This window comes from Nostoc sp. ChiQUE02 (assembly GCF_034531305.2).
Taxonomy (GTDB): domain Bacteria; phylum Cyanobacteriota; class Cyanobacteriia; order Cyanobacteriales; family Nostocaceae; genus Nostoc.
This window is the reverse complement of record NZ_JAVRBN020000015.1, coordinates 15,341-29,156: the sequence shown is the minus strand read 5'-3', so window position 1 is coordinate 29,156 and position 13,816 is coordinate 15,341. Positions and strand designations below refer to the sequence as shown.

General features: G+C 42.0%; 13 protein-coding genes. 6 read left to right on the top strand and 7 right to left on the bottom strand.

Features of this window, described 5'->3' with window-relative positions; genetic code table 11:
- Positions 1-183: 183 nt before the first annotated feature.
- The 4 genes from RM347_RS17080 to RM347_RS17065 form a co-directional block, all read right to left on the bottom strand.
- Positions 184-1,665: a leucyl aminopeptidase gene (locus RM347_RS17080; RefSeq protein WP_322717597.1), complete on the bottom strand. Its 1,482-nt coding sequence runs from the start codon at positions 1,663-1,665 to the stop codon at positions 184-186.
- Between the two features lie 223 nt (positions 1,666-1,888).
- Complete coding sequence (locus tag RM347_RS17075) at positions 1,889-3,034, bottom strand: EcsC family protein (RefSeq protein WP_322717596.1); 1,146 nt, start codon at positions 3,032-3,034, stop codon at positions 1,889-1,891.
- Between the two features lie 235 nt (positions 3,035-3,269).
- On the bottom strand, positions 3,270-4,091 hold the full coding sequence (locus RM347_RS17070; RefSeq protein WP_322717675.1) for an alpha/beta fold hydrolase: 822 nt from the start codon (positions 4,089-4,091) through the stop codon (positions 3,270-3,272).
- Positions 4,092-4,179: 88 nt separating this feature from the next.
- Complete coding sequence (locus RM347_RS17065) at positions 4,180-4,905, bottom strand: lysophospholipid acyltransferase family protein (RefSeq protein ID WP_322717595.1); 726 nt, start codon at positions 4,903-4,905, stop codon at positions 4,180-4,182.
- A gap of 380 nt (positions 4,906-5,285) precedes the next feature.
- Here RM347_RS17065 and metG point away from each other — a divergent pair, with 380 nt between their 5' ends.
- The 5 genes from metG to menH all read left to right on the top strand — a co-directional run bounded on the left by metG (position 5,286) and on the right by menH (position 10,740).
- Entirely contained in the window at positions 5,286-6,890 is a 1,605-nt protein-coding gene (metG, locus tag RM347_RS17060; protein WP_322717594.1) for a methionine--tRNA ligase, read from the top strand.
- A gap of 167 nt (positions 6,891-7,057) precedes the next feature.
- Positions 7,058-7,687 (top strand): NYN domain-containing protein, encoded by a 630-nt coding sequence (locus RM347_RS17055; protein WP_322717674.1) that lies wholly within the window; start codon positions 7,058-7,060, stop codon positions 7,685-7,687.
- The gene (gene lptC / locus RM347_RS17050; protein WP_322717593.1) at positions 7,687-8,898 is read left to right on the top strand and encodes an LPS export ABC transporter periplasmic protein LptC; all 1,212 of its coding nucleotides are present in this window, start codon (positions 7,687-7,689) and stop codon (positions 8,896-8,898) included. Before RM347_RS17055 ends, lptC begins: the two co-directional genes overlap by 1 nt.
- A 198-nt stretch (positions 8,899-9,096) precedes the next feature.
- On the top strand, positions 9,097-9,498 hold the full coding sequence (locus RM347_RS17045; protein ID WP_322717592.1) for a metal-sensitive transcriptional regulator: 402 nt from the start codon (positions 9,097-9,099) through the stop codon (positions 9,496-9,498).
- Between the two features lie 423 nt (positions 9,499-9,921).
- Positions 9,922-10,740: a 2-succinyl-6-hydroxy-2,4-cyclohexadiene-1-carboxylate synthase gene (gene menH / locus RM347_RS17040; protein ID WP_322717591.1), complete on the top strand. Its 819-nt coding sequence runs from the start codon at positions 9,922-9,924 to the stop codon at positions 10,738-10,740.
- A gap of 14 nt (positions 10,741-10,754) precedes the next feature.
- Here menH and RM347_RS17035 read toward each other — a convergent pair whose 3' ends face one another.
- Together RM347_RS17035 and RM347_RS17030 are read right to left on the bottom strand one after the other, a co-directional pair.
- On the bottom strand, positions 10,755-11,405 hold the full coding sequence (locus RM347_RS17035) for a glycoside hydrolase family 24 protein (protein WP_322717590.1): 651 nt from the start codon (positions 11,403-11,405) through the stop codon (positions 10,755-10,757).
- 464 nt (positions 11,406-11,869) lie between these two features.
- Positions 11,870-12,526, bottom strand: coding sequence for an NAD(P)H-binding protein (locus RM347_RS17030; protein WP_322717589.1), 657 nt, complete (start codon positions 12,524-12,526; stop codon positions 11,870-11,872).
- Between the two features lie 178 nt (positions 12,527-12,704).
- On the opposite strand from RM347_RS17030, the gene RM347_RS17025 reads away from it, so the two are divergent.
- Positions 12,705-13,379 (top strand): DUF1997 domain-containing protein, encoded by a 675-nt coding sequence (locus tag RM347_RS17025; RefSeq protein WP_322717588.1) that lies wholly within the window; start codon positions 12,705-12,707, stop codon positions 13,377-13,379.
- 122 nt (positions 13,380-13,501) lie between these two features.
- Here the strand turns inward: RM347_RS17025 and RM347_RS17020 are convergent, their stop codons facing one another.
- The gene (locus tag RM347_RS17020) at positions 13,502-13,756 is read right to left on the bottom strand and encodes a hypothetical protein (RefSeq protein ID WP_322717587.1); all 255 of its coding nucleotides are present in this window, start codon (positions 13,754-13,756) and stop codon (positions 13,502-13,504) included.
- Positions 13,757-13,816: the final 60 nt, after the last annotated feature.

The window sequence follows — 13,816 nt, the reverse complement described above, 5'->3', positions numbered from 1 at the left end:
AAAAAGCTTAACTTTCTGACTGCCAAATTACTTCTGTTACTATTGCAACAATTTTTGCTGGCAAGCTCAAGATAGCACGAATTTGGACATGGGGCATTGGGCAGAAGAGGCAGAGGGAAGGGTGCAGAGGAGAGGAACTTTCCCCCTGCACCCTGCACCCTGCCCCCCTGCTCCTTCTACTCCCTACTCCGCAGTCCCCAGTACCCAATTAACTAGCGTCCGAACGCCGTAGCCAGTTGCCCCTGCGCCGTTGTAGCCATTTTCTTTATCTGTCCACACGGGGCCGGCAATATCTAAGTGCGCCCAAGGGGTTTCTTTGACGAATTGTTTGAGGAAAAGAGCAGCGGTAATAGCACCACCTGGACGCGGGCCTGTATTCTTCATGTCCGCGATACCAGACTTTAGTCCTTCAAAATATTTTTCTTCCATTGGCATCCGCCAAATCTTTTCTCCCGAAGTTTCAGCAGCTTTCTCGATTTGGGAAGCTACAGCATCATCGGGAGTGTACAAACCAGCAATATCCTCACCCAAGGCAACGACGTTGGCACCAGTCAGGGTGGCTAAATCCACGATCGCATCTAATCCCAGTTTGTCGGCATACACCAAGGCATCTGCTAGGGTCAAACGCCCTTCAGCGTCCGTGTTGTTCACTTCGATTGTTTTGCCATTTGATGCTGTGAGAACGTCTCCAGGGTGCATAGCATGACCGCTAATCATGTTCTCAGTAGCCGCTGAGATAAAGTGAACTTCCGAATCTGGCTTAATTTGAGCAATTGCTTTTGCCGCACCCAAGGTAGCTGCTGCACCGCCCATATCAATTTTCATGGTTTCGATACCGCTACCAGCACCTTTAATATTGAGTCCGCCGGAGTCGAAGGTTAATCCTTTGCCAATAATTGCCAGTTTCTTTTTGGGTGTACCTGCTGGTTTGTAAGTCAGGTGAATGAATTTAGGTGGCAAGTCAGAAGCTTGGGCTACTCCCAAAAAAGCACCCATCCCCAACTTTTCACAGTCTTCTCGTTCCAGAATTTCTACTTGTAAACCGTGCTCGTTTGCGATCGCTTGAGCAGTTTCTGCCAAAGTAATTGGTGTTACTGCGTTAGCTGGTGCTGCTACTAACTGCCGTGCCAAAATTACCCCGGAAACGATTTGATTGGCGCGGGTGATGGCTGCTTCTTGTCCACCAAATCCTAGTAAATCTACGGTTTCTATTTGTGAACCTTTATCTTCTGGTTCTGATTTAAAGCGAATATCTTGATACAGTGCTAATTCAACACCTTCTGCGATCGCTTGGGCACTAGCGGCTGGATCGTTATTCCACAATGGAAAACTAAATCCCAGAATTTTGCTTTTTTGCTTTTTTCCTACTCTGGCTACAGCAGCCGCAGCGCGGCGCAGAGTGTCGAGTTTTAGTGCATCTGGTTTACCCAAACCTACCAAAATCAATTTCCGCACTGGGCTACCAGCATTCACACGGGTAAAAATTGTACTGTTAGCTTTACCTTTAAATTCTTCTTCAGCAATCAGTTCTTTTAAAACCCCGGAAAATTTTTGATCTAAAGTTGCCAATTCTCCGGTTAACTCTACTGCATCTTCAAATAATCCAATTGCCAAACTGTCGCCTGCCCACTCTAGCAAAGACTTATCACTAGGTTGAATTGTCATTTTGGGATTTTGTGTAAATATTCCTTCCTGTACCAGTATTGCTCAAAATTCTTGTTTCATGGTCAGGGGAGTGGGGGTTGGGTAAGAAGCAAGGGGGCAGGGGGCAGGGGAGAAATTTTGAAAGTTGCTAAATCATTCCACAAATATGCAATGCCAAAAAACTATCTCTTTCCCCTCTGCTCTCTGCTTCCTGCCCCTCTGCCTCTTCCCCATGTCCAATTCCCTATGCCCCAATTCCATTTCTATCAATGTCAAATTTGCTGGCGATCGCCTCTATTATTTCTTGCTCAATTGGTGTAGTCTGCTTGTCAAGCTGGGCAATTTTGTAACATTGAGCTAACAAGGGTATGGCAAAATCACGATTCAGCTGATTGAGCAGTACATCTAAAGGCTTAGGTGATTTGATATTTTGAGCAATAGCATCCAATGAATTAGGACTGAGGTTTACAGCTTTTAATTCTGGCAAAATTTCTTCCCAAGTCTTTTCTGGATGACTGGCCAGGATCATGTGAACTAAGATTTGATCCATAAGAGTTTGTTGAGCGATCGCACTTTCTAAGTACTGTTCACTTTCGGCTTTTAATGTTGCCAATGTCTGTGGTGATGCCAGGGAAGTTGATTCATCTAGCTTGGCTTCGTAAAATCGACAAGCAGCATACCCCAATGAATAGATCATCGTCGCATTTGAACTAGCTCCAATCACTGCACCCGCCAAGGGCACATTTCGCAACAAGCCTAATCCCGCAGCTTTCAAAAGACGCCCTCCACCCAAGGCCAAACCAAAAATTGCCAAAACTTCACCTTTCCGGGCAGGATCTTTTAAATCTAGTCCATAGTCGGATGCAATCTCATAAATCATTTCTGACTGCAATTTTGTTGTCGCTGTTAAATCAATTGCCAACAATGCCACCGCTACTCCTGGCAAAATACTAGTGGCTAGTCCAACTGTGCCTGCTTTAGTTGCTTTTTCCACCATGATTCGGTGAGCAATCTGGCTGGGTGATTCATTGGGATACTTTTGCTTGAGCTTCTTTACCGCCGCTTCTGCTTTTTCTAAATCAACAATATCAGTATTACCAATTAGCCAATTGAGATTTAACACTCCAGACAGTCTTCTAATCAGCCAATTTTCACTGAGGCGATTCACAATCTGACCGCTGCTTTGAGTTGTTTGCTCAATTAATTTGTGTGTCTGTTTCGTTGTGGCTTCTCCCACCCCCACTGCTGTGTCTAAAACTGCTTTAACAAAAGACTCTAATATAGACGGTTTATTTTCTACTGATGATTGAGCCTGGATTCTTACTTCTGAAGTTTCTCTGGGTGAATTAATTGATTTATTCACCTCTATCTTTTGGGGTTTGTCTGCCATTGTTTGACACCATCTTCTAAAGCCTCTCTCTTTAAACTTGTAACAAAGTCTGAGCGGCTCTACATCTCTCTATAAACGTAAATATCAGTTTCAAATTAACTATTTTCTTGTCCTGACTCCAGTTAGTTTTAATTTCATTTTTTGACAGGCAATTAATCTTTCCGATTGTTCATTGTCTGCCTTCAGAAGTAAATTCACCAATCAAAAGGAGTAGTATAGGCGATCGCTCCTCACTCTATCCTCTTACCTCTAGCCCCGTACCGATATCAGCTTTACTTTCTAAAAAGTCGTTATCCTTAAGAATTTCATAGAGATTAATATCTTCCTCTAGCAAACAAGCGTGTCCGCAATTGGGCAACACCACAATCTTGGTATTTGATAAGATGTTCGCTATCCGCTTCACTTCAGTTACAGAAGGCAAAAGGCGATCGCTACCACCAGCAATCAACAAAACCGGTTGAGTCAAACGACTTAACTGTTCCTCATCAACTTCAAACTCTCGCAGTAAAGACAACCGCCAAAGAACTGTTTCTGGCGGTACAGAACGCATAGTTTTTAACAGTTCATGGCGATCGCTCCGGGAAATGCGTGGCAAAGATGCTAGAAACGGCAACAACCCCAGTGCACCAACATCATACAACTCTGATGGTACTAAGTAAGTAAGTTGGGATGCCCAAGTCAACCAAGGGCGAAGACGAAAGGCAGAAGCTGGGTTAATTAGGATAATTCGCTTAAATAAATGGGGTGCTTGGATCGCTACTTCCATTGCCAAGCAAGCACCAAATGACTCACCACACAGGTAAACTGGCCTCTGAGAGCTTTTTTCTAATTCAGCGTGGATCAAGTCCAATACACTCTTAGTTAGCACATCCCAAGTGTTCAGGTCTTTCCGTGGGAGCGCCAAACAACGGACATCAAAGCCAGCTTCTAATCCAGCGGTTTGCGATCGCAATAGTTGACCTGTTCCATCCATTCCTGGCAAATATACCAACAGCGGATACTCTGGCTGTACTCGTTTAGGAGTCAGGAAACAAGGGTTTAGCTCAACTTCTGGGATAGTCATTAGTCAGTAGTCAATGGTATAAAACGGTAGAAAACTTTTGTAATGCTGATTGTTATTTATAAAAGCTTCGGTACTTTTGATTCTAATAGCAACCTTGACGCAGTAAATTGCTAATTTCGCCGTGACAGTGTTCTGTTAGTTCAGCCACAACAGTTCTGGCTTGTTTGCCGTGATATTTTTTTTGATGTTGGGGCGTAATCCAATAAGGGTGACCGATTAACACAGCAACCCGTCGATAAATTACTAAAGGATGCCAACCACCTTGGTTAAATAAGGGTTCTGAAGGGTCAAACAGACTCAAAAGCCTTAAAGGGAAGCCAGAAGTGTTTACCTCTTCCAAAGAGGCGATCGCGATCGGCAAAATAGCTAAATCCTGGACATCGGCTCGCAATGCCAAATGAGCAAATCCCCGCTGAAACTCACCCAGATGATTTGGCTGGGTAAATTTCACCATTGGTTCAGTCCCTTCGGGAAATACTCCTACCATCTGCTTGGACTGTAATAGCACCTGCGACTGTGAAAAAAAGCTTTGCTGGCGGTTTTGAGTTTCCTCCAAGGGAAAACACCCCAATTGTCCGGTGACAATCTCCCGCATGACTGGGACTTGTCCCATGTAGTGATGGCAAGCAAAGCGAATCGGACTGGATAACGCTGCCATTAAAATCAGTGCATCCATAAAGCTGCGGTGATTGCTGACTACCAACACGCTGGCATCCTGGGGAATGCGGTCTTCGTAATAGCGAAACATTTGCGTTGAGAGTGCCGCCACCAAAGCGCGAGAAATCTCTAGGGGGCTATTTCGACTCATACCTAATCAATATATTTTTCTGGTAAATATGGCGGTTTATCTTAACTTAATTTTTACATTTCTTTACTATTGCCATGACCGTCTTAAGATAGAAATATCTAATCTCCAAAAGTAGCCAGATTTTTTTCCTTCTCGATTATGTATTCCCGATCACAATAATATCTAATAGAAACTATTCAAAAAAATTATGATTAGTTAATTTTGATCTTTTAGGCAAAAATAAGCTGAATTGATGCATATTACAAAACAATTCTTGACCGGATAAATTTGCTACTATGAAGATGTTATTGGAAAAAATAGGAAGAATATTGTATAATTACGTGGTTTTGCCACTGAAAGCAAAGATGTAAAACGTTTTAATAAGTTAATTTTTATTTTGCATGAATCTAGTGAATAAAAAAGAATTGACATTTGCGCTAACAACACCCCTATATTATGTAAACGATGTCCCCCATATAGGCAGTGCTTATACGACGATCGCAGCAGATGTAGTAGCACGATTTCAGAGGCTGCTGGGACATCAGGTATTGCTGATTACAGGTACAGATGAACATGGGCAAAAAATTCAGCGATCGGCAGAAAGCTTAGGGAAAGCACCACAAGATTTTTGTGATGAAATTGTCCCTAGCTTCGTTAGTTTATGGAAGTTACTAGACATTCAACATGATCGCTTTAGTCGGACTACAGCACCTCGTCATGAAGCGATCGTCAAAGAATTCTTTGAGCGAGTCTGGGAATCTGGTGATATCTACCAGGGACAACAACAAGGCTGGTATTGCGTATCCTGCGAAGAATTCAAAGAAGAACGGGATCTGTTAGAAGGACACCGTTGCCCGATTCACACTAACAAAGAAGTGGAGTGGCGAGACGAACAAAACTATTTTTTCCGCTTATCCAAATATCAAACTAAGCTGACAGAATTTTATCAATCTAGACCGGATTTTATTCAACCAGAAAGTCGGCGAAACGAAGTCCTTAGCTTTGTCAATCAGGGGCTGCAAGACTTTTCCATTTCACGGGTGAATCTAGATTGGGGTTTTCCCGTACCAGTTGATCCCAAACACACCCTTTACGTCTGGTTTGATGCGCTGCTAGGTTATGTCACGGCATTATTAGAACCAGATGCAGAACCGACTTTAGCAAATGCTTTAGAAACATGGTGGCCGATTAACTTGCACTTAATTGGTAAAGATATTCTGCGCTTCCATGCAGTTTATTGGCCAGCAATGCTGTTGTCGGCTGGCTTACCCTTGCCAGAAAGAGTATTTGGACATGGCTTTTTGACCAAAGATGGGCAGAAGATGGGCAAAAGTCTGGGTAATACCCTTGATCCTATAGCGTTAGTTCAGCGCTATGGTAGTGATGCCGTTCGTTATTACTTCCTTAAGGAAATCGAATTTGGCAAGGATGGAGATTTTAATGAAGTTAGGTTCATTAATGTTCTGAATGCAGATTTGGCAAATGATTTAGGTAATTTGCTCAATCGCACCTTGAACATGGTGAAAAAATACTGCGCTGAGAATAATGTCCCATCAATCGGCAATGAAGCGATTCCTGACGAAAATCCTTTGAAAACAATTGGTTTACGTCTTGGAGAGCAGGTGAAACAAGCATACCAGGAGCTAGCTTTTAATCAAGCTTGCGGGGCTATCCTTTCACTGGTGCAAGCCAGTAATAAGTTTATTGATGAACAAGCTCCTTGGTCATTATATAAACAGGGACAGCAGGAGTCGGTGGAAAAAGTTCTCTACGCAGTTCTAGAATCAGTTAGACTAGCAGCTTATCTGCTATCCCCAATTATTCCGAACATTAGTAGCGATATTTATCAGCAGCTAGGCTTCGGAATAAACTTTAACGAGCAAATACAAAGTTCAATTACCGCTCCTTTTGCCACCCATGCAACATGGGGGATATTATCCAGTAAACAACAGTTGGGTACACCCCAACCCATTTTTAAGCGAATAGAACCCCCGAAAAACGATTAGTCCTTATCAAACTCTGATTTTGTTCAATTTCTTATTTTCTCAAAAAATTTATCGGGGCTGAACTTAATATTAGCCCCAGAACATTATCATAAGCCGCTGTGACTAGCATCTAAAAGTTGGTAATTTGTATCAAAAATAACAGGGATAAAAATTGAGGTATCACAATGATGTTGAATAATTTGGAAAACGATTCAATCTTTACGCCAGAACAAGTTTTGGAGAATCGGGGTCGGGTCGCCATATTTATTGATGGCTCAAATCTATTTTACGCTGCACTGCAATTAGGGATCGAAATCGATTACACGAAGCTATTGTGTCGATTAACTGGAGGTTCTAGACTACTGCGGTCTTTTTTCTATACTGGGGTAGATCGGACAAACGAGAAGCAACAGGGGTTTCTGCTGTGGATGCGTCGCAATGGCTATCGAGTCATTGCTAAGGATTTAGTCCAGCTACCAGATGGCTCTAAAAAAGCTAACCTGGATGTAGAAATAGCAGTCGATATGATGGCGCTAGTAGATTCTTATGATACCGCAGTTTTAGTCAGCGGTGATGGGGATTTAGCTTACGCAGTCAATTCAGTGAGCTATCGTGGTGTGCGGGTAGAAGTAGTGAGCTTGCGTTCAATGACCAGCGACAGCTTAATTAATGTAAGCGATCGCTACATTGATTTAGAAGCTATCAAAGAAGATATTCAAAAAACCCCTCGCCAAAGCTATCCATACCGGCCGTTAACTGGTATCGGTTTTTTGGAAGACCCCAGAACTAGTGATGGACACCTAGAAATCCAAGAATAATGGCGCATCAATTTCATCAAAAGGGGAGACGGGGAAAGAAAAAAATTCAAAATTTCTCCTCCACTCCCTCTTTTCTTATTTTACCTTTGACCTTTTTCTTGGTATTTGGTTTAGTTGGCTGCGGGGGGAAATCTCCTCCAGCTTCCCAACAAAATACTGCGGCTTCATCTGGCGATCGAGATAGTAATTTGACTTTCTTTGATGTCACTCTAGAACAAGCAGATGAAGTGGGACGACCGATTTGGAAAGTCAGGGCTAAAACCGCAAAATACACCAAAGAAAAACAAATTGGCCAGGCTGAAAATCCTTATGGTGAACTATACCAAGATGGGAAAGTGGTTTACCAAATCAAGGCAGATGTTGCAGACATTGAACAAGATGGAAAGCAGTTGTTTCTTAAAGGTAAGATATTTGCCACAGATCCTAGTAATGGGATTGTATTGCAAGGTAATGAATTAGAATGGCGTCCCAAAGAGGATTTGTTGATTGTCCGTAACCAAATTAATGGTACTCATAAAAAACTACAAGCAGTGGCGCAGGAAGCGCGAGTTAAAACCCGCGAACAGCGCATGGAATTTTCTGGAGGGGTAGTAGCAAATTCTACCGATCCTCAGATGCAAGTAAGAACTGAGCATTTAATCTGGAATATTAAAGAAGAAAAACTAATTGGCGATCGCCCAATACAAATTGACCGCTACAAAAATAATAAAATTAGCGATCGCGGCAAGGGAAATTCTGCCGAAGTCAACTTAAAAACAAAAATTGCCACTGTCCAGCAAAATGCCCAACTAGAATTACTAGACCCACCACTGCAAATAGCTAGTAACTCTATGACCTGGAACATGAATGCAGAAACTGTCACCACAAACTCCCCTACGCGAATGTTCCAGCGTGCCGAAAATGTTACAGTGACAGCTAATCAAGGTGAAATGAAAATACCGCAAAAAACCGTTTATTTAACAGGTAATGTCAACGCTGTTGGTCAGCGTCGCCAGTCTCTAAGATCCAATACACTAACTTGGTATCTAGACAATAAGTTAGTTGAAGCTCAAGGAAATGTAGTTTATCGGCAAGTTGACCCACCGTTAAATTTTGCAGGTGAGACAGCCGTTGGTAATCTGCAAACAGAAAATATTGTTGTCAAAGGTGGCAATTCTAGCGGTAGGGTAGTAACGGAGATTATTCCCCAAGAAAAAGCCAATCGTCAGTAATGGAGTTGGGGAATGGGGGAAATGAGGGAGTCTTTGAACTCAGTCAACAAGTGTCTGAGTTAAATGAACAATTCTGGGAGAGATGACCAGACTCCAACTCTGTTCATCTTCCTCATCCTGCTACTCTCCACTCCCCACTTATAAATTTTGGTCGAGTACTAGGCTAGGATCTTAGTACTACAAGTCCTTTGATAACCCATGAATGGATCAAACCGATTAGGTAAGGAATCCTTGTCAACATCCCAGCAAGCAGAACATTCCCACCATCACTATACAGACCACGAACATACAGATCATAGTCATGGGACTGAAGAGTCAGCTCATCCTCACGTCCATAGTGAAGAGTCTTTACGGCGAATTGTCAATCGATTATCCCGTATAGAAGGACATGTTCGTGGCATTAAGGCAATGGTGCAGCAAAGTACCCCTTGTCCTGATGTTCTACTACAAATTGCCGCAGTGCGCGGCGCATTGGATCGGGTAGCACGAATTATTTTGGATGAACATTTAACTGAGTGTATTGGTAGAGCCGCACAAGAAGGTAATATTGACGTTGAAATTAAACAGTTAAAAGCTGCTTTAGACCGATTTTTACCTTAAAAATTAGAAAAATAATCTAAAATTCATTCGCCAAATTGGCGATGCACTAACACTGATAGATCAAATTTCAATAGTGCATCGTGATATTCACCACGGCAACATCATGTTACAAACTAACTGGTAGCCAACCTATTTCAATAAACTTTCCTTCCTTTTTCCTCGTTCTCTCCTAGAAGTAGCTACCGTGTACATACATCTCTGTACAAAATCAAAATCGTTGTAGATATCCTTAAATCCCCCGATAAATTGAGGGACTCTGACTCAGGTTCCCCTTTTTTAAAATGAGTTAGGCAGGATCTAAACGCTGTGGGACAACACCTATAAGGCTTGTATCTATACCGTAAGCTAGAAGTCGGGAGCGAGAAAAAAAGCTTATTCCATATGATAATGCGCTGTGCAGCAACAATGGTTTTTAGCGAGACTATGATTATAGAAAATTATCAATTTTACTATTCTTTAATTGGCAACCCAGACAAACCACCAATTCTTTTTCTGCATGGTTTTATGGGTAACATAGATGAATTTGATAAAGCTATAAAATTACTATCTGAGGAATTTTATTATTTAACACTTGACCTTCCCGGACATGGCAACACTAAAGTTTCGGGTGGGGATGATTGCTATACAATGACAAATACTGCCTATGCCTTAATCAAGTTACTCGATGAGTTAAAAATTGCTAAATGCTTTTTAGTTGGTTATTCAATGGGTGGAAGATTAGCTTTATACCTCGCACTGCATTTCCCGCAACGTTTCTTAAAAGTTGTATTGGAATCAGCTTCCCCAGGTTTGCCAACAGAAACAGAACGATTAGAACGGATTAAATCTGATACGCAAATAGGTAGAAAGCTAATCAGAAGTATTGCCAGAAGTGATTTTGCCACGTTTCTATCAAATTGGTATAATCAGACGATTTTTGGTAATCTAAAAAATCATCCAGAATATGAACACATGGTAGGAAGCCGATTGCAAAATATTCCACAGGAATTAGATAAATCACTGCGCTTTATGGGTACTGGATGCCAACCTTCTTTATGGGAAAAGCTACAAGATAATACAATTCCCATGCTCTTACTAGCTGGTGAATACGATCAAAAATTTAGATATATTAATACAGAAATGGCTAAAATATCTGAATTTGCCCAGATAAAAATAATTAGTAATGCTGGACATAATATCCACTTTGAAAATACCTTGGCATTTGTAGAAAGTATCAAAGATTTTTTGTCCGCAGCAAGTTAAAAATTAAGATAACCTCACTGCTTTTTTACTGCCTTACTAGAAGGAGTTGGGGATGGTGTCAAATTTGGGGTTGTTGGTTGTTTAGCTGCGGTTAATTCCTCTTGCAACATTTTTTGATAAACCTTAGGCAAAGAGTTACTAACAGAATTAGTTTCTATGCCATATCCCAGACTTGTCCAGGTGGGAGAGAGTCGCCGCAAAACATCATTTAACTTTCCCTGACGCAACAGTTGAGAAATATCAGTTCCCCAAACTTTAGAATCATTTAACCAACGGTAAACTACTATATCTTGATATTCTGCTTCAAAACTATAAGAAGTCCAAAACATCATCTGCATTGGATTTGGGTGATAACGGGGCGCTAAACGATACCAAGTAATGTTGATAATTTGATATCTGCCAGCAGCAGTGGAACAATTACCTGTGTTGGGACCTGTGACAATTGTGACGCATATCTCAGGATGCCGGCTAAGGTCGTTGACTTGCTGTCCACCGTATAACAGCGAATAGGGACGGTTTCCACTGGCCTCACTCGCCGAGATGGTTCGCATTAAAGCGCGGATATAGGGGTCGCCCTGTTTCATGACTAAAGGCGGCTGTTTATCTTCAAAGATGGGATCGGAAGGCGATCGCAAGTCTCCAATATACCATTGCAACAAATACACAAAGCCGAGAAGCGCGGCTATTGGCCCAATAAGTTTTTCAACACCTTTGAATTCAAAACCTTTCAGAATCCGACTCCTTCAAATTCGCTCTTTTTGCTAACAAAAATCATCGACGAACTTATTCCAGTAAAGTTCACACCTGATTGTTAGTTATTATTCCCCATTTACTCATTCTTTTAGGAATTAGGAAAAAAGAACCCTATTTTTTTAAACCACAGAGAGAAGTATTTTGTATTGCTTTTTGTGAATATGAAGAGAATAAGAGAGCGATCGCTAGTCTATCGTGAATGAGTGTAGGGTTTAGCATTGCTAAACCCTTTTGAGCGTGGGATGGAGCGATCGCTCAATTTAGATGAAGCAAGCTACTTGACAAAGTGCTTAGGCGTAGCCAGCCGTAGTCATCGCTTTTGCATATATATAAAGATGTGAGCCGATCATTTTGGAAGATAGAATCCTCTGGGATATCAGCACTGTTGAAATAGCTCCTGAAAGCTTTTTGAAGCTGCTTCAGGTTTGGCAACAATTTCGACAATTTTATTGCGTGCATCTGGTTCAAACAGCGCCTCAACAGCAACTTGAGCGACTTTCTGCCTGGGGATGCTACCGTCAAACAATGTATCAGCGCTCTGCATCACGATCGCATCTGAGTTATCTTCATTCTTCAATCCACCAGGTCGCACAATCGTATAAGTAAGACCACTTTTCTGGATATACTCTTCAGCTTGCTTTTTCCACACCAAAATTAGCCAAAACAAGTTCAGCGGATGGAATAACTGGGAAGTACACAAAGAAGAAACTAAGACAAGATGCTCAATCCCCTTTGCCTTGGCAGCTTCTACTAAATTTTTAGTCCCTTCAAAATCTACTTTATAGGGACCAGTGGGGTCAAAACTAGGTTTTGCACCAGTCGCAACCAACAAAACTGTGCTATCTCCCAACGCAGCATTCAAACTTTCTGGTTGTAACACATCGCCTACCACTAATTCGGCTTCAGGAGACAGAATACCCCTAGCTTTCTCTGTATCCCGCACCAAGGCTCGGACGGGAATATTCCGCGCTATCAACTCTTGCACAATCCGGCGACCTGTTTCACCCGTTGCCCCTGCTACAAATGCTTTCATGAAAAATGCTATCCTGGGAAACTATTGTGTGCTTGTTCAGTTCTTTATTTTAGTAATTCTATGGAGTTGATGGCAGATTAATGAGGTTTCGGTCAAAATGGGATCTTAGTGCGAAATAACCCAGGTAGGTGGGGAATCATTAATATAGACGAACGCCATAGTATACAGTAATGCATTTATGCTTTCAAGAAAAAGCGAATATAAATCCTGGGAAATAACAGAAGCAGTTTTACCTGTAGCGTCCAGCCAAGAAGAAGCCGAGGACACATTAACAGAAGCAAATGTAGCGACGCTCACAAAATTTTACGGTCGTTATCAAGACTGTATGGAAATGGCTGCCCCAGTAGAGAAGGTTGCTGAGTATCTCAATTCTCACGCCTCATGGTTTTCGCGCTGCGCTGAACCCATGAAGGTACAATCACTTGGGGAAAATGGCTATGCTTTAACAATTGGTCGTTTTGGTTCTTTTGGTTATGAAGTAGAACCGAAAGTTGGTTTGGAATTGTTGCCCCCAGAGGAAGGTATTTACCGCATCCGTACAATCCCCATTCCTGACTATCAGCCGCCTGGTTATGACGTAGACTATCACGCAGCCCTCAAGTTAATAGAAACTGATGTTTCCTCTAGTATTGATGAGGTTACAAGAGTTGAATGGGAATTGGATTTGATAGTTTATCTTCACTTTCCCAGGTTTATTCAGCGATTACCCAAGTCTATAGTTCAATCTACAGGCGATCGCTTACTTAACCAAATCGTCCGCCAAGTCTCCCGCCGCTTAACTCGCAAAGTTCAGGAAGATTTTCATAAATCTTTGGAAATACCCTTTAGTGCCAATTCCAAGCAAAAGCGGTGAACGAAAGAGTTAAGAAAAATGTGACTAATGGATAGCCACAAGTGGAAAGGGGCAGACTTGAATTGAAGTTCAAGGCAGGGAGAGGTTCGTCTAACTCACTTTTGATTAGGTAGTCAACAAGACTAATCACGAGCTTGTCGCGTCACCAAACCACCAACAAACGCCCCTAAGATTGTGCCTGTCCATAGTCCTGTGGTGCTACCTTGCCATATTGCTCCTGGTGTCATCCAAGCGTTGCACATCTCCTTTAAACCCCAAGGTTGGTTTTGGCACTTTTGGCTATGCAGCATTATCGTGATTTGCCCGCTGGTGTAAGCACCAAAAAAACCTGATGACAGCGCCAAAAAAGTGCAAATTAAAATTCTGTTTTTAGTCATTAGTCATTAGTCATTAGTCATTAGTCATTAGTCATTAGTCATTAGTCAGGAGAGAAGAAC